This is a genomic window from Paenibacillus sp. FSL R7-0340, assembly GCF_038002205.1.
Taxonomy (GTDB): domain Bacteria; phylum Bacillota; class Bacilli; order Paenibacillales; family Paenibacillaceae; genus Paenibacillus; species Paenibacillus polymyxa_B.
This window is the reverse complement of the sequence record NZ_JBBOBY010000001.1, coordinates 502,854-517,461: the sequence shown is the minus strand read 5'-3', so window position 1 is coordinate 517,461 and position 14,608 is coordinate 502,854. Positions and strand designations below refer to the sequence as shown.

Genomic DNA, 14,608 nt, shown 5'->3' with positions numbered 1-14,608 from the left:
AATGAAATTAAAGTAGCATCCTATTTGTGCTTCCAGCCATATTTCGAGTAATTTCCAAATAAAAATACTTTTTTCTACAACATTCGCTATTCAATAAAGCCTTCAAGAAAGAAAATCTGCCCATTTTGGCACAAATATTTTATTATTAAAAATTTAGTACCTTGCATTAATCAGTACATGATGTTAAATTATACCTGACTACTGTTCTATAATTAGTACCCGTGACAAATTATGCACAAACACACGTTTCTTCCCCTTATTCCGAACGACACCTATGAATTATTGATAACATCCAGGAAGGGAGCACCGCTCGTGAATGTGAACATCCAATTCAAAAAAGGGGTACTGGAACTGTGCGTTCTAGTTCTAATTGGACGCAGAGACCGTTATGGCTACGAGTTGGCTCAAGCCGTCTCCCGTCATATTGAAGTAGCTGAGGGAGCCCTATATCCATTGCTCCGCCGTCTGGTATCAGAAGGATACTGCACAACGTATTTACAGGAATCGACCGAGGGGCCTCCCCGCAAATATTATCGGCTGACTGATACTGGAAGCCATTATACAAGAATACTTACGCGGGAATGGAATGATTTTGTCCATCATGTCGCAAGCCTACTGGAGGAAGGGAATTCCGATGAATAGAAAACAGTTTCTTACAGAGGTAGAGCAGCGTCTTTCTCCTCTCCCTGCAGAGGTACGCAATGAGCTGCTTAGTGATTTGAGCCAGCATTTTGACTACGGGTTGGTCAATGGCAAAAGCGAAAGTGAGATTGCCAATGAGCTGGGTAACCCGGAGGATATTGCCCGAGAAGCGTTGGATGATCCCAATGCAGCCTGGAACGATTCTCCTCCGCTTCGTCAGGGAAGCTTCGCACGCAATCTTTTTACTTTCTTAGGGCTGCTGTTTCTCAATTTGCTAATCTCCATCCCTATTATGGCTACCCTATGGGCAGTATGGGCTTCATTGACCGTGGTATCGGTCAGCTTCATTGCAGCCCCCCTTCTCGCCGTTACTGATTATGCACTAAACAGCACCTTTTACCCGGCCAAATTCTTTTTCTCTATCACGATGACGGGTATAGGTCTATTGCTGCTGCCTGGAGTACGTTATCTCTTACTCCTTATGGTCAAAGGCACAGTACGATACTGGAAATGGAATCAGACTACCCTGAGGGGAGCTTACTAACAACATGAATAAAAAGTGGTTTATTGCAGCAGGTCTGTGCATTGTGATCGGTGTAGCCGGAATGGTGGCTTACGGTGCCCCATGGAGTCAACAAGTCATGAAGGAAACAACTGCGATTAACAAAAAATGGACGTTCACACGTGGTCAGCTACAGAAGCTGAAAGTGGACAGTTCTGATGATGTCTCTATTTTGTTTACTCCCGGCTCTGGCGACCAAGGTACGATACGCATTAGTGGAGAAGTTCAGACAAAGGTAGCCGACCAAATTCATAATGCCCGAATTGAGAACGGTAAGCTTACGATTCAATCGGAGCCGGCCGCTTCCTTGTCATTTCTTTCGATCACCCCTGATGTGGATCAAACGATTACCGTAGAGATGCCCTCCGGCGAAACACTAACTGACCTACAGGTAGATGCACATTCAGGGAATGTAAAACTTCAAGATGCCTCCGTGCAGAATACTTCCATCACCGCTACTTCAGGCACTGCCGAGATTACAAACCTCCAAAGTACCCACCTGATCGCAAATTTAACATCCGGCAATTTTACAGCCAGTCAGCTTGCAGCAGATATGGAGTTGAAGCTTACTTCAGGCGATGTTACCATCCGCGATTATAGCGGTAATGGCCTTATTTCCCTAACCTCAGGGGAGACAAATATTACACAACGTGCCGTAGCCAACTTGGAAGTGAATGCTGATTCTGGTGACGTGAAGATTAAACAAGCTCCCGATTTTAAAGGTGTTTATAATGTCCACTCTGACTCTGGGAGTATAGATACTCCCGAATCTATTCCCGGTAGTGTGAACGTGATAAAGGTAGAAACCACCTCAGGGGATATTAATATTTCCAAATAGGAGACCTCTAGATGAATACCTCATCAGAGGCGAAGTTTGGTTCAATGAGTTTAACCTTGTATAATGTAACCATGTGCTCACATGCACAACCACGTTATGGAGTGAAAAGGAGGAGACTGGATGGAACTTAAGAATAAAACAGCCATTATTACAGGAGCCAGCAAAGGAATCGGTAAAGCAATTGCCGAAACTTTAGCTAAGGAAGGCGTTAACCTGGGATTAATCTCACGAACATTGACTGACCTGCAAAAGCTGCAGGATTCGCTGGGGAGTACATACGGTGTGAAAGTGGTGAGTGCTGTTGCAGATATATCGGATCGCACACAGGCCGCTGCCGCTGTAGCTTCACTGGAACATGAGCTGGGCGCTGTCGATATTTTGATCAACAATGCAGGCATTGCTACCTTTGGCACAGTCGCAGATATGGACCCCGAAGAGTGGGAACGTATTATTCGCGTAAACCTGATGGGAACCTACTATGTCACACATGCTGCTCTTCCAAGCATGCTGGCACAAAAAAGCGGAAACATTATTAATATTTCCTCGACGGCAGGAGAACGAGGTTTTGCAACAGGCTCGGCATATTGCGCATCCAAATTTGCTTTGATGGGCTTCACGGAAGCACTGATGCAGGAAGTTCGCAAATCTAACATTCGCGTCACCGCGCTGACTCCAAGCACTGTCAATACAGAACTGGCGGCAAATGCAGGATTGCCTATTGGTGATGAAGATCGCATGCTTCAACCGCAAGATTTGGCCGATCTGACATTAGCCGCATTGAAACTGCCTCCACGGGTTCAATTAAAAGTAGCCGGTATTTGGACAACCAACCCACAGTAATTCGACACGACATCTTAGATTCATTGGCTGTACAATGCTCCGGCAGACGTAATTGTTCGTCATGCCGGAGCTTTTTTTTCAGCAGAGCTATACCAAAACAAACTGTAATATAAGCGCTTTGTACTTCCAGCATATATACATACAATTCCTACAACTATAAGCGCATTTCAGGAAAGGGGAAAAATGATGAAGAACACAGGAATGACACGGCCATTAGACCATTTGGGCCGCATTGTGCTGCCCAAGGAGCTGCGCAATTCTATGAATATTAATATTGGAGATGCCCTCGATTTTTTTATTACCCCAGAGGGACTGATGATTCGCAAGTATACGGGGGTTTCTTGCTATTTTTGTGGTGCCGTAGATCATTTGAGCTATTTTAGGGATCATCTGATATGTAAAAGTTGTATTGAAAATCTGAAGAGCGATAATCCTTCCAGTCATTTGAGTGAATCCCGTCCTGTCCAGCCCAAGAAAAGAAGGAGTTACAGAAATCAGAATGATCTCCTGAATAAACTAAAACAGCTCATGCAGGAGCATCCTAATGTATCTCAAAAAGAATTAGCCGAAATGCTCGAACTATCCCAGGGACGCGTGTCACAGCTTAAAAAGCTACTCCTTTAAATGATCCTGCCGATCCGTCTGTTATTATCAACAAAAAAAGAGCCTGACGGCTCTCGGATCATCATCGTTACGCAATGTCAGAATGCTCCATAACCGGGACTCGATAGGCCAGCAAGGACTCGTCTATTACGGCAGAAATAAACGTTGCTTCTATTTCAGGCACCAATCTAAGCGCATAATTCCATGCGTTTTCTTCAATTTGCAGCGCAAGTCGTTGCCGGGTCCCTATCCCGCTCTCTTGCTCCAAAGCATCGGAGAGGTCCACTAATTCCGTATCGGCGGCGTGCCCGATCTCATGTGCAAGCACAACCGTAAAATACTCCTCAACTCGATCAACGCTGCCGAACATTTGTAAACACTGTGTTTCAATAACGTCCGTATACATGGTAATGGCGTGAGCATTCATGGCATATTTGCCCCCAATCAGCCTTCCACCAGGAAAACGTTTCTCCAGCTTAACTGTCACACCTATAGCAGCCCGTTCCAAAAGCTCAGCGACAACGCGCTCTGCCTGATATCTTTCCAACTTAGCTTCGCTCCTCAAACCAGGATATATAAAGTTATATTTACTTTAAACTTATGAAATCATGGATGTGTTCATACCATACACAGTACGATATTATACCTTTTTACAAAGGAGAATACCATGTCAGAAGATTATTATATAGGCTGGGGAACGCTTGCCCTTATTAATGCCGGTTTGGCACAATCCAAAAATCGGAGCGGGCTAAATTGGTTTCTGCTCTCCCTATTAATAGGGCCACTGGCTACCCTTTTTATCGTTGCATGGGATAAGCTGGAATCCTAATCCAGCCATTAGGTCATTCCCATCATTATCCGGAATGAAAAGGGCAACCTTGGCGCTTCTGCTGAAGCACTGCATCTGATGCTGTATTAGCCTGTCTCGACATATACGGCTTCTCTTGAACTCCGAAATTCGGCTTCACAAGCCGATTATCGTAGGAACTATGAAAAATATGCGTTGTCGCCGGGGATAGCGGAGGGATCAGCCATGTCCAATTGCCTGTCAGTGCGCGCCCAGCCTTGGCCTCCCGTTCCTCAAACAGCTTGAATTGTGCCGCTGCGGTATGGTGGTCGACAATGCTGACTCCCGCTTTTTTAAAAGAATGCAGCACAGCAATATTCAATTCCACCAGCGCCCGATCACGCCAAAGCGTTGTTTCACTCGTCGTATCCAGCCCCATCAGCTTAGCCACCTGTGGCAACATATTATAGCGGAAGGTATCCGCAAAATTACGGGCGCCGATTTCTGTTCCCATATACCAGCCGTTAAAGGGAGCCGCCGTATAGATGATACCGCCAATTGCCAGCGTCATGTCCGAAATCACAGGCACGGCATACCAACGTAATCCCAAGGAAGCGAAACCCGAAAGTTCTGGATGCTCAATGGCTACCTCCATCACCAAATGCTCAGGAATATCAAATAGCTCGGGAGGCCGCCCGCCTGCTTCCACAACCAGTGGCAAAATATCAAAAGGAGTCATCGCTCCTTGCCAGCCCATATCTTTACAAACATTAGTAAAATCCACCGAGATCGGGTCCCCGATGATCCCTTGATCGGTTTCATATCCAGCGTAACGAATGAGTTGATGGTTCCAGATGCGGATATTCGGCTGCCCCGGCTTGGAGGCGCGAAATACAGTAAGCGTTGGCTTAATTTTACCGCCATTCGTTCCTATGCGCATATGCTCCAGGAGCTCGCAGACCACCTCCGTCGCATCTGACGCGCCCCGCGCATCCCTGACCAAAAGCTTGTCCCAAAATAAGCGCCCTATGCAACGGTTGCTATTGCGCCAAGCCATGAGTGCTCCGTGCTCCAGCTCTTCGTACGTATGATCATACGTTCCCGTAGTCTCTATGTCGTGACGAATATGAAGAAGCCGGGCTTCCGCTTCATCGCGGCTTCGGCCCAGCTCCTCATAACATGTATATATAAACTGCTCCGCTTCATGCAAAAGCTGTTGTTTCACTTCCATAACACACACCCCATCCCGGCAACTCTATGACTCAAGAGCCTGTGGTCTTCCACGCCTTCACGTTATTATACTCCAGTGGCAGAGTGGAACCAACGGGATGTGTATCTTGTTCACCTGATCTCCATATACACGGAAATATATCCCAAGATCTTATCCCAAATACGCACTCAGCATCCAGATATGTTTATCCATTGCTTCTCTCAAGCCGTTAAGAAGATCCTCTGTCGCTTTATCCTGTGCTGCTTCCGCTGCTTCCATCCCATTAGCCAGTTCAACAGTGATGGTTTTAAAATCAGCAACAACGGACTTCACCATATCGTCAGCTGTCTGCTCACCTGCGGACTCCTGAATAGCTGAAAGTTGCAAATGCTCCTTCAAGGTCGCAGCCGGACGGCCACCAATAGCCAACAAACGTTCAGCAATCGTATCTAGATTAGCTGTTGCTTCATTGTAAAGTTCTTCAAATTTAGCATGCAGTGTGAAGAATTTAGGTCCTTTCACATACCAGTGAAAATAATGCAGTTTCGTGTACAATACAGACCAGGTAGCTACCTGACGATTCAATGCCTTGTGCAATTCTTGAATGGCCTCTTGTGTAGGTGCGTTCGTATGATTTAATGTACTCATGTTAAAATCCCCTCTCGTTTTCATTCAAATATAGTTGGTGTAAAGCTTGGATACTCGTTAACAGTAGTGTCTGATTTTCTTCAAAATCCCATGCGTGAATCCAATAAATATTTATTTATTAATTTAGACTTAATCTAAATCCTGTTTTAATTATAACACTGTGTCGATGTTTTTCAAGTCTTTATTCGGTTTTAATCATGAAGATTACGTGAATTGATTGTAAATCAAACTCTATAGGCAATAGGATATCCAGAACCAAGACTTATTTATCTTTATACATAGGTTACATCAATAGGAGTAAAGAAGATGTTAATTTTGTCTGCTAAAGTATCTGTATTGTAGACAAAGTCCAAAGTCCATAACCTACTACCTCATACCTAGCCACGACAAAAAAGAGCCGGCCCGTAAGAGGGTCGGCTCTTTTATTATTCTTGCATCTCTGAAGGTTCCACGATTAAGGATACAACCTTGCCAGCATTTACATCAATCAGACCATGATCGGTAATTTTCAGGGCCGGGCTGACCGGCAAAGAATGCGTACTCAGCGACATGATTGGATTGTAATGGCGGTAGCCCAGCGACAACAAGGCTGAACGCAGCTCCTTCACATGCGCTGCAACCATTTCCAGCGGTCCTTCTGTTAAAATCCCGCCTACGGTTAACGGCAAATGGGACAGCACCTTGCCATTTTCAACTACGCAAAAGCCACCTTGGCTGGATAAAACCGTATTCGCAGCCAATATCATATCTTGCTTGTTATGCCCTACGACCAGCAAGTTATGGTTATCGTGCGAATAGGTGGTTGCCACTGCCCCACGTTTAATCGTATCTCCCCCGATCAAACCATAAGCACGGTTGCCATTCTTTCCATATCGCTCAAACGTAGCGATGAGTCCATGTTCACCATGTTCCCATACCAGTTCACCCTGCTCCACATGTGCAGATGCAATCCGTTCGCTCGTAAAAGTTGAGCCATCCTTGACCATCATAATACGACATTGATGTGTGCCATCAGCTACATCCATCTTTACCGTAAAATCCTGCTCCGTGAGCGGATTGAGCTTCACACTTTGATAAAAATGGGCGGGGAAGCGGCTTTTTATCGGTGCTTGATGGTATTCCTCGAACTTATCGAATACCTTGAGTCCGTCCTTATAGACTTGCTCCACATCAAACTGACCAAGATCGGATAGCAGTACAAAGTCAGCTATTTTTCCCGGTGCAATTGTTCCGCGGTCATGCATTCGCATCCGTGCAGCAGGAGTAAACGTAGCTGCATAAATGGCATCCTCAGGCTTCATGCCCATTCCGATAGCTTTACTTACAATATGGTTCAGATGCCCTCGTTCTACGAAAGAGTCTGGCATCACATCATCCGTTACGAAGCAAAAATGTTGTGCCACATCTTCCTGAATAAGATAGTCCATCACTTCAGGGGTCATCGATTTTTCCTGGATTTCAATAAACATTCCGGCAGCCATTCGCGCCTTCATACCTTCAATACTTTGGTGAGTATGGTCCGAGCCTATCCCCGCATAGATCAACTGATGCAGGTCCAGATCAAGCAGCTGCGGCGTATGGCCTTCAATGATCAGCTCCGGGTAATGCTCACGAACATGGCGTAAGATGCGATTCGTCTTGCTTTCCGGATCACGAATGACATCCACATAGTTCATAATTTCACCCAGGCAGATCATTTCGCCGGTTTGCAGTAAGGCATCTATCTCGGGAATACCGATCTCGCCTCCTGAGGTTTCGAGCGGCGTTGCCGGGACAGAGCTTGGAATACCGTAGAACATATCAGCCACGCAATCTTTGCTGGCTTCCATCATTTCCTGAATGCCTTCCAATCCGAAAACATTCGCCATTTCGTGCGGTTCCGGTACAATCGTCGTTACCCCATTGCGAATCAGCCCATAGGAAAAGGTTGCCGGTGTCACCATTGTGCTTTCGATATGCAGATGGATGTCGATCAGGCCGGGAATCATATATTTCCCATGTCCCTCTACAATCTCAGCCACTTCAAAAGACTCCAGACCACGCTGACCGATATACATAAACTTACCGTCAAGTATAGCTACATTACCTTCTTCGAACGTCTTGTAGTAACTGTTATACACCTTAACTTGTAAAATCATTTTGTCTGCACGCATGATGTATCTCCTTCATCGAACCCGCTGATTATTGGACCAGCACCATTTTATCTGCCGGAAAATGCAGGGTAACCCGCTGACCACTCAGGTAAGGCGTATCCATTTCCTGATTAGCCGTAAAGTTGCCTTTCGCCGTTTCTACCACATACTGATAGCTACGCCCCAGGTAAGTACTTACCTTAATAATACCGGGAAGCTCATTTTCCCCTGTCTCGTTGCCTTCTGTTCGAATGACCAAATCATCCGGGCGAATAGCGCCCTGACGAGCACCCGGCTGGGCAGTACCCTGATTACGCGCTACACCGAACGAAAGATCGCCTGTATTTAGTCGAATACGATCCCCTTCTTCAGTACGCTCGTCAAAACTCAGAAAATTATTAAACCCAATAAAACGGGCGACAAATTCGGTCGTCGGATATTTAAAAATGGTCGATGGAGCATCTAATTGTTCGATGTTCCCCTTATTCATAATCGCAACCTGGTCAGAAATCGAAAAACATTCCTCCTGATCATGCGATACATATACGGTAGTGATGCCCAGTTCCTGTTGAATACGGCGGATTTCCACACGCATATTTACACGCAGGTTAGCATCCAAGTTACTCAGAGGTTCATCAAACAACAGCAGATCGGGTTCAATCACAAGCGCTCGCGCAATCGCAACACGTTGACGCTGTCCGCCTGACAATTCACCGGGGAAACGTTTTTCAAATCCCCCTAGGCTAACCGTTTCCAGCATGGTCATAACGCGGCGCTTTACATCATCTTCCTTTACCTTGCGTAACCGCAGACCAAAGGCAACATTATCAAAAACGGACAAATGCGGGAAGAGTGCATAACTTTGGAATACAAAGCCGAAGTTCCGTTTATTTACCGGAACCCGAGTATAATCCTTATCGTCAAACAAAAATGTTCCTTGTTTAGCTTCGAGAAATCCTGCAATGAGACGAAGTGTGGTCGTTTTGCCACAACCACTCGGTCCGAGTAGCGAGAGCAATTGCCCCCGTTCGAGCTGCAAATCGAAATCCTGCAAGATCAGTTGGTTGTCATAAGCGACCGATACGCGATCCAGAGTAAGCAGTGCCATAAGGTTGAAGCCTCCATTACCTTTTAGTGAAGTAAGACAATCCCATCAGTCGTTCAATCAAGAACATCAGGATACCGGTCAAAATCATCAGCATAACCGAAATCGCCGCAATCGTCGGGTCAAAATAATTTTCGACGTAAGTCAGCATTTGAATGGGCAGGGTGCTGAAGCCCGGTCCTGTCATAAAGACGGAAATGTCGACATTGTTGAATGATTCCAGAAAGGCAATCAGGATAGCCGCAATAATACCTGAGCGGATGTTGGGCAGAACCACCTTGAAAAAGGTTTCCAGCCGTCCAGCCCCCAAACTAAGCGCTGCTTCCTCAATCGCGAAATCAAAGTTAGACAAACTGGATGCAATGACTCTAATAATGAACGGCAGCATAATCACCGTATGTCCGATCAATAGTCCAGCATATACTGGTAAATGGTAAACAATGATCAGATAGCGCAGCAGTGTAAAACCAAGAACAATACCCGGTATAAGCAACGGGGAAAGGAACAAAGCATTCAGCGCATCCTTCCCGCGAAACGAAAAACGACTCAGTGCATAGGCGGCAGGCATACCGATCAGCAGTGCCAAGATGTTGCCTAGCAGAGAAACGACAATGGACGTTTTGAACGTGGACATAAACAAATCCACTTCAAAAATATTTTCATACCAGCGCAAAGAAAAGCCCTGCGGAGGAAATTTTAACACCGTGCCCGGCTCGAAAGAAGTGACCGATATGATCAACAGCGGACCGAGCAGAAAGATGAAGACCAGCAGGCTAAAGAAGCCTAGTCCGTAATGTTTCTCCCGCATATCCACCTACCCCTTCGGATTGAGTTTATGGGCCGCCTTATTTAAGAGACCGACCACGATAAATGTAATAACAATCATAATTGTTGCAATAACAGAAGCTAAAAACCAGTCGTTTAGCGTCATCGCGTTCTGATACAAAAATGTAGCGATAACCCGCTGTTTTCCTCCAAGTAGTGCTGGTGTCGTATATGCAGTCAGACTGCCCACGAAAACGAGAATGCTTCCAATGATCAGGCCCGGCACAGACAGCGGAAATACGATTTTACGAAATGCGCTGAATCTGGAGGCCCCGAGGCTCTGAGCAGCATGAACAAGATCACCGTCGATATTTTCGAGTACACCAATCAGTGAAATAATCATCAGCGGTAAAAACAAATGAACCAGACCAATAATCATCGCTGCCGGAGTATACAAAATATTCAGCGGCTCATCCACGAGTCCTAAACCGATGAGCACGTTATTTAACAGCCCCTTGCGACCCAGAATGACCATCCAACTGAATGACCGCACCACCGGACTCGTCAACAAGGGGAAGATAGCCAGCGCTAGCAAAATCCCTTTACGACGCGGGGCCTTTTGCGAAATATAATAAGCCGTCGGGAAGCCGAGTAATACGCACACAAGTGTCGTTACGACACTGACTTCCAGCGTAGTCAGCAATATTTTCAAAAAATAAGGGTCCTTGAAGAAATGGAGATAGCCTTCTAGGGTGAATGAGCTGTTCTGTACGAAGGTCGAACCGATCGTCAACACAATCGGAATGACCATGAACACCGCCAGAAAGAGCAGACCTGGCAGCAGCAGCCAATACAAGTATGTTTTCTTCATGGGTAGCTCCTTGCGGTTATCAAAATGTTATTCCTTATTCAGCACCTGGATAAACAGCTCCAGAAAAGCTTCGCTGTCCACCTGTTCGCACACATTCATATTAGGGCTATGATTGAGGCGGTTCTGTACATCGCCCACTGTTTGTCCATCACATATGCGACTCGAGGTTTCCACGTCGACATACAACAGCGAGGTATTTACTAACCTCGAATTCAACGCGACACCCACGGCAAGCGGGTCATGAAGCGCACACGCTTTTACCCCGTTGCGTTCTTCATAACGCTTGGTATAAACGGCCGTGCTTTCAGCTACATAATTACGAATTGCTGGGCGGGTCAGACGAGCAATATGATCCGCAGTCAGCAGAGCCTTCCGTGTTACATCCAGTCCCACCTGTATCAATCGACCAAATCCTGCATGAAATACGATTCGTGCGGCTTCAGGGTCAGCATACATGTTGTACTCCGCTACAGGTGTAATATTGCCGCATCCGTGAATAACACCGCCCATAAAAATGACCTCATTGACGTGATCCGTCAGCTCGGGACACTTGAGCAGCGCCAGTGCCAGATTGGTGAGTGGGCCGGTGCAAATGAGCGTCACTTCCCCCGGGTGAGCCATCACGGTATCAATGATGATATCCGGTGCAAAACCTTCGGACGCAGACATGGCTGGTACTACTCCACTCAATGCACCTCCAATGCCGTCTTCTCCATGGACACGGTGCTCGTGCAGACCTTTACGTATTAAGGGAGCCTCTGCCCCCCGATAAACCGGAATATCCGGTCTATCCAAAAGGTCGAGGATTTTGCATGTGTTCAATGTTGCTTGTTTAAGTGAAACATTACCGCATACTGTAGTAATCGCTTGGATATCCAGCTGACCACTTTTGGCCGCTAGTAAAATACCCAACGCATCATCAATGCCCGTATCTACATCTAATATGACCTTTTTCATTATTGTGCAACTTCCCGGTTCCAGCGATCTGTCCATGCCTTGATATGATCGTTAACGAACTTCATATCCAGCTTGGTCAGCTTGTTCACTACATCCGCACCGTACGTAATTCCCTCTGTATCCGCACCGGATAGTACCACCTGCGTATTCACCGGGGAATCAACCTTTGCCTTGGCAGATTTTTCTTGAACTTCCTTGCTCAGCTGCCAGTTGATAAATTCCTCAGCCAGCTCCTTCTGGTCGGAGCCTTTCACTACATTAATCGTGTTCATTACTGCGTAAGCACCTTCACTAGGAGCTACAAATTTCGCTCCTGGCACAGCCGCCTGCAAATCTTTGAAGTACATTTCCATGATCGGACCGCCCGCAATTTCTTGTTGACTAAACATGTTCACGAACTCGGACGTTTTGCTATAAAACTTAACGATATTCGGACTCAGCTCTTTCAGTTTTCCGAAGGCTTGGTCTTCATTAAACTCCTTACTACCCGCTACTTTGGAGGCTGCATCTACCATCATTGGTCCGGCAGTCGCCGTAATGTTCGGCAGAGTCACGTTTCCTTTGAACTCACTGCCCCACAGGTCAGCCCAAGAGGTCACATTCTTTTTCACCAGCTCCGGATTATAGGCAATACCGAGGCGCCCAACTGTATAAGCAGGACCATACTCTTCACCCAGCGGTGCTTTGGCAATGTCATAAATTTGGTTCAGGTTTGGCACCTTGCTGCGATCCAGCTTCTCAAACAATCCCTGTTGAATTCCCTGTTGAGCATAATAATCAGACAGATAAATCAGATCGACGTCTGTACTACCTTGACTGATTTTGTTCAGCCGTTCTGCGTTATTCCCAATTTCGACCACGATGTCAACGTTATGTTCCTTTTCAAAAGGCTCGTACACTTCTTTGTTAAAAAAGTCCTCGGAAAAGCCCCATGTTGAAATAACTAGTTTCTTTTTCCCATCAGCTGAGCCATCTTTTCCATCTGTCTGACCGCCAGTAGCATTGCTGCCGCAACCTGCCAGTACCACAGATGCCAAGGTCACAGCCATAAATCCTTTAAACCATTTTTTCATATGAAACTCCCCCTGTTTTTTTATTATGCACACCTTATGACACAAAAAAGAAAAGTACTCTTGTAAAACAAGAATACTTTTCTTCGTAAACAAAGAATAAGTTGATCCCGCTGCGCGTTATAACAGGTTCTCCCCTCAGATAGATCCGAAGCGAAAAGCCGAATATCCAATTTTATTAGGATTCTTTCAGTATGATGTTCGTAATTGCCCACTGCGTTGCTGCATCATAATCGCGCAGTAAAGCTTCTATATCGAGCTCCATATCCTCAATCAGCTTCTCGCGAAGTCTCTTCTTGTACAGCATGGACATTCGGAAATCCACTTCCAGCTTCAAGCCGGGGGCTTCCACTTCCAATGCCGCCGAGCGTGGAGAACGCCGGTGCTTCGCCACAAAGGTAACAATGTTGTTCTCAACGGTGGCCCGCAGCAGCGTGGTCCCGAAGCCGAACAGTTCCTTTGAAACTTCATTGTAAATCTGGCACATCCGCTTCTTGCTTTCGTTACTGTCGAGCAGCGTCAATGAACCCACCCTCATCAGCATATTACGTACAATCAATCTTTCAACACGATAGATTATACATAAATATACGATAAATAGCAAACAAAAATCCCTAATCTAATAACATATGATGCGAAAAAGCGAACAATATGTCGAACTTTGTAGCTTTTCAACATTTTTACACTTTTTCGTCTAACCCTTAAGTTTCCGAACACTGCTATATTCTCCGCAGGAAAATTAAAGTAGACTACAAAGTCGTTATCGTCATCACTCTGGGAGAATATTTTTTTCTACTACTATATATGTAGTTTTATTTAAACGCATTTAACCGTACCCCGCGGGAGTCCCCTAGCGATTGTACGGTTTTTTTATGTTATATAGCTGACTGGCCAGATGGGAACCCTTCAAGAAAAAGCCGATTGAATCCACGAGGACACGACAAGAGTAGCTGGCCACAGCAGCATAAAGTTAGCTATGATATACGCCTTCTTAAAAGCATAACGATGATAAAAATACCAACAGCTCCATGAGATAAATACTCCTATCGGGTAGCTCATTATGACATAGGCAAAAATATAACTGATGAGATAATCTCCAGCTGTTGGTGCATCGAAAGAAAATGCGACCACCATCAGCATGACCGGATAGGCAAATAACGTTAAGCCATAAACGATATTCAATATAAGTAAAATGACAAATGCGTTTTGATCTTTCATGATGTTCTCCTAACTATTGCAGTCCGCCTGTATCACCATTGTGCAGCCCGTTTGCGTCTCTCCTCACGTCGATCAGCTTCTTCCATTTTCCGAATATAACGTTTCAACTGCTCTTTATGATCGTCCAATTCCTGTATTCGTACAGTTGTGCCTTGGAGAAACGTCTCCATTTTACGTGTTAATTCAGCAGCCGATTCGCCCCTCCAGTCTTGCAGACGACCATATATATTTCTCATCTGCTGCTCCTGATGCTGAAGTCTTTGCTTTAGCTGTTCGCATTGCTGTACAGCCCTTCGCAGATCCCCCAGACTCAAAGATATTCTGCCCATCTCTTTTGCCCCCTGTTGTGTTCTTACAGCT

The 14,608-nt window shown here is 45.7% G+C and carries 18 protein-coding genes; 6 read left to right on the top strand and 12 right to left on the bottom strand.

Going from position 1 to position 14,608, the window contains the following annotated elements; translation table 11 throughout:
• Positions 1-312 precede the first annotated feature (312 nt).
• From MKX59_RS02300 to MKX59_RS02280, 5 genes are all read left to right on the top strand, one after another.
• Positions 313-642 carry a PadR family transcriptional regulator gene (locus tag MKX59_RS02300; protein ID WP_023990821.1) on the top strand — a complete coding sequence of 110 codons (330 nt, stop codon included), beginning with the start codon at positions 313-315 and terminating at the stop codon, positions 640-642.
• Positions 635-1,186, top strand: coding sequence for a DUF1700 domain-containing protein (locus MKX59_RS02295; RefSeq protein WP_023990822.1), 552 nt, complete (start codon positions 635-637; stop codon positions 1,184-1,186). The genes MKX59_RS02300 and MKX59_RS02295 overlap by 8 nt, the downstream gene beginning before the upstream one ends.
• Positions 1,187-1,190: 4 nt before the next feature.
• The gene (locus MKX59_RS02290; RefSeq protein ID WP_075154882.1) at positions 1,191-2,042 is read left to right on the top strand and encodes a DUF4097 family beta strand repeat-containing protein; all 852 of its coding nucleotides are present in this window, start codon (positions 1,191-1,193) and stop codon (positions 2,040-2,042) included.
• Positions 2,043-2,162: 120 nt separating this feature from the next.
• A complete protein-coding gene (locus MKX59_RS02285) occupies positions 2,163-2,882 on the top strand; it encodes a 3-ketoacyl-ACP reductase (RefSeq protein ID WP_075154883.1) in 720 nt (239 codons plus the stop codon).
• Between the two features lie 186 nt (positions 2,883-3,068).
• Positions 3,069-3,506: an AbrB/MazE/SpoVT family DNA-binding domain-containing protein gene (locus tag MKX59_RS02280; RefSeq protein ID WP_013312449.1), complete on the top strand. Its 438-nt coding sequence runs from the start codon at positions 3,069-3,071 to the stop codon at positions 3,504-3,506.
• 67 nt (positions 3,507-3,573) lie between these two features.
• On the opposite strand, the gene MKX59_RS02275 is transcribed toward MKX59_RS02280, so the two are convergent.
• The gene (locus tag MKX59_RS02275) at positions 3,574-4,032 is read right to left on the bottom strand and encodes a hypothetical protein (protein WP_053326325.1); all 459 of its coding nucleotides are present in this window, start codon (positions 4,030-4,032) and stop codon (positions 3,574-3,576) included.
• A 120-nt stretch (positions 4,033-4,152) separates the two neighbouring features.
• On the opposite strand from MKX59_RS02275, the gene MKX59_RS02270 reads away from it, so the two are divergent.
• On the top strand, positions 4,153-4,314 hold the full coding sequence (locus MKX59_RS02270) for a hypothetical protein (protein ID WP_013312451.1): 162 nt from the start codon (positions 4,153-4,155) through the stop codon (positions 4,312-4,314).
• A 25-nt stretch (positions 4,315-4,339) separates the two neighbouring features.
• On the opposite strand, the gene MKX59_RS02265 is transcribed toward MKX59_RS02270, so the two are convergent.
• The 11 genes from MKX59_RS02265 to MKX59_RS02215 all read right to left on the bottom strand — a co-directional run bounded on the left by MKX59_RS02265 (position 4,340) and on the right by MKX59_RS02215 (position 14,577).
• Complete coding sequence (locus MKX59_RS02265) at positions 4,340-5,503, bottom strand: nitric oxide synthase oxygenase (RefSeq protein ID WP_053326326.1); 1,164 nt, start codon at positions 5,501-5,503, stop codon at positions 4,340-4,342.
• 150 nt (positions 5,504-5,653) lie between these two features.
• Positions 5,654-6,130, bottom strand: coding sequence for a Dps family protein (locus tag MKX59_RS02260; protein ID WP_023990827.1), 477 nt, complete (start codon positions 6,128-6,130; stop codon positions 5,654-5,656).
• A gap of 425 nt (positions 6,131-6,555) precedes the next feature.
• Positions 6,556-8,283 carry an adenine deaminase C-terminal domain-containing protein gene (locus MKX59_RS02255; protein ID WP_209940608.1) on the bottom strand — a complete coding sequence of 576 codons (1,728 nt, stop codon included), beginning with the start codon at positions 8,281-8,283 and terminating at the stop codon, positions 6,556-6,558.
• Between the two features lie 28 nt (positions 8,284-8,311).
• Entirely contained in the window at positions 8,312-9,370 is a 1,059-nt protein-coding gene (locus MKX59_RS02250; protein ID WP_071558096.1) for an ABC transporter ATP-binding protein, read from the bottom strand.
• A gap of 16 nt (positions 9,371-9,386) precedes the next feature.
• The gene (locus MKX59_RS02245) at positions 9,387-10,175 is read right to left on the bottom strand and encodes an ABC transporter permease (RefSeq protein WP_013312456.1); all 789 of its coding nucleotides are present in this window, start codon (positions 10,173-10,175) and stop codon (positions 9,387-9,389) included.
• 6 nt (positions 10,176-10,181) lie between these two features.
• Positions 10,182-11,003 carry an ABC transporter permease gene (locus MKX59_RS02240; RefSeq protein ID WP_013312457.1) on the bottom strand — a complete coding sequence of 274 codons (822 nt, stop codon included), beginning with the start codon at positions 11,001-11,003 and terminating at the stop codon, positions 10,182-10,184.
• 27 nt (positions 11,004-11,030) lie between these two features.
• A complete protein-coding gene (locus MKX59_RS02235) occupies positions 11,031-11,960 on the bottom strand; it encodes a nucleoside hydrolase (protein ID WP_068939012.1) in 930 nt (309 codons plus the stop codon).
• A complete protein-coding gene (locus tag MKX59_RS02230; RefSeq protein WP_028540767.1) occupies positions 11,960-13,033 on the bottom strand; it encodes an ABC transporter substrate-binding protein in 1,074 nt (357 codons plus the stop codon). The genes MKX59_RS02235 and MKX59_RS02230 overlap by 1 nt, the downstream gene beginning before the upstream one ends.
• A 175-nt stretch (positions 13,034-13,208) precedes the next feature.
• On the bottom strand, positions 13,209-13,553 hold the full coding sequence (locus MKX59_RS02225; protein WP_023990832.1) for a hypothetical protein: 345 nt from the start codon (positions 13,551-13,553) through the stop codon (positions 13,209-13,211).
• A 383-nt stretch (positions 13,554-13,936) separates the two neighbouring features.
• On the bottom strand, positions 13,937-14,248 hold the full coding sequence (locus MKX59_RS02220; protein ID WP_028540768.1) for a hypothetical protein: 312 nt from the start codon (positions 14,246-14,248) through the stop codon (positions 13,937-13,939).
• 32 nt (positions 14,249-14,280) lie between these two features.
• Positions 14,281-14,577 carry a WXG100 family type VII secretion target gene (locus tag MKX59_RS02215; RefSeq protein WP_028540769.1) on the bottom strand — a complete coding sequence of 99 codons (297 nt, stop codon included), beginning with the start codon at positions 14,575-14,577 and terminating at the stop codon, positions 14,281-14,283.
• Positions 14,578-14,608: the final 31 nt, after the last annotated feature.

Bases quoted from the DNA above. Each gene is read 5' to 3' on its own strand.
- MKX59_RS02295 (WP_023990822.1), top strand. From the start codon at position 635: ATGAATAGAAAACAGTTTCTTACAGAGGTAGAGCAGCGTCTTTCTCCT.
- MKX59_RS02290 (WP_075154882.1), top strand. From the start codon at position 1,191: ATGAATAAAAAGTGGTTTATTGCAGCAGGTCTGTGCATTGTGATCGGT.
- MKX59_RS02285 (WP_075154883.1), top strand. From the start codon at position 2,163: ATGGAACTTAAGAATAAAACAGCCATTATTACAGGAGCCAGCAAAGGA.
- MKX59_RS02280 (WP_013312449.1), top strand. From the start codon at position 3,069: ATGAAGAACACAGGAATGACACGGCCATTAGACCATTTGGGCCGCATT.
- MKX59_RS02270 (WP_013312451.1), top strand. From the start codon at position 4,153: ATGTCAGAAGATTATTATATAGGCTGGGGAACGCTTGCCCTTATTAAT.
- MKX59_RS02265 (WP_053326326.1), bottom strand. From the start codon at position 5,503: ATGGAAGTGAAACAACAGCTTTTGCATGAAGCGGAGCAGTTTATATAT.
- MKX59_RS02260 (WP_023990827.1), bottom strand. From the start codon at position 6,130: ATGAGTACATTAAATCATACGAACGCACCTACACAAGAGGCCATTCAA.
- MKX59_RS02255 (WP_209940608.1), bottom strand. From the start codon at position 8,283: ATGCGTGCAGACAAAATGATTTTACAAGTTAAGGTGTATAACAGTTAC.
- MKX59_RS02250 (WP_071558096.1), bottom strand. From the start codon at position 9,370: ATGGCACTGCTTACTCTGGATCGCGTATCGGTCGCTTATGACAACCAA.
- MKX59_RS02245 (WP_013312456.1), bottom strand. From the start codon at position 10,175: ATGCGGGAGAAACATTACGGACTAGGCTTCTTTAGCCTGCTGGTCTTC.
- MKX59_RS02240 (WP_013312457.1), bottom strand. From the start codon at position 11,003: ATGAAGAAAACATACTTGTATTGGCTGCTGCTGCCAGGTCTGCTCTTT.
- MKX59_RS02235 (WP_068939012.1), bottom strand. From the start codon at position 11,960: ATGAAAAAGGTCATATTAGATGTAGATACGGGCATTGATGATGCGTTG.
- MKX59_RS02230 (WP_028540767.1), bottom strand. From the start codon at position 13,033: ATGAAAAAATGGTTTAAAGGATTTATGGCTGTGACCTTGGCATCTGTG.
- MKX59_RS02220 (WP_028540768.1), bottom strand. From the start codon at position 14,248: ATGAAAGATCAAAACGCATTTGTCATTTTACTTATATTGAATATCGTT.
- MKX59_RS02215 (WP_028540769.1), bottom strand. From the start codon at position 14,577: ATGGGCAGAATATCTTTGAGTCTGGGGGATCTGCGAAGGGCTGTACAG.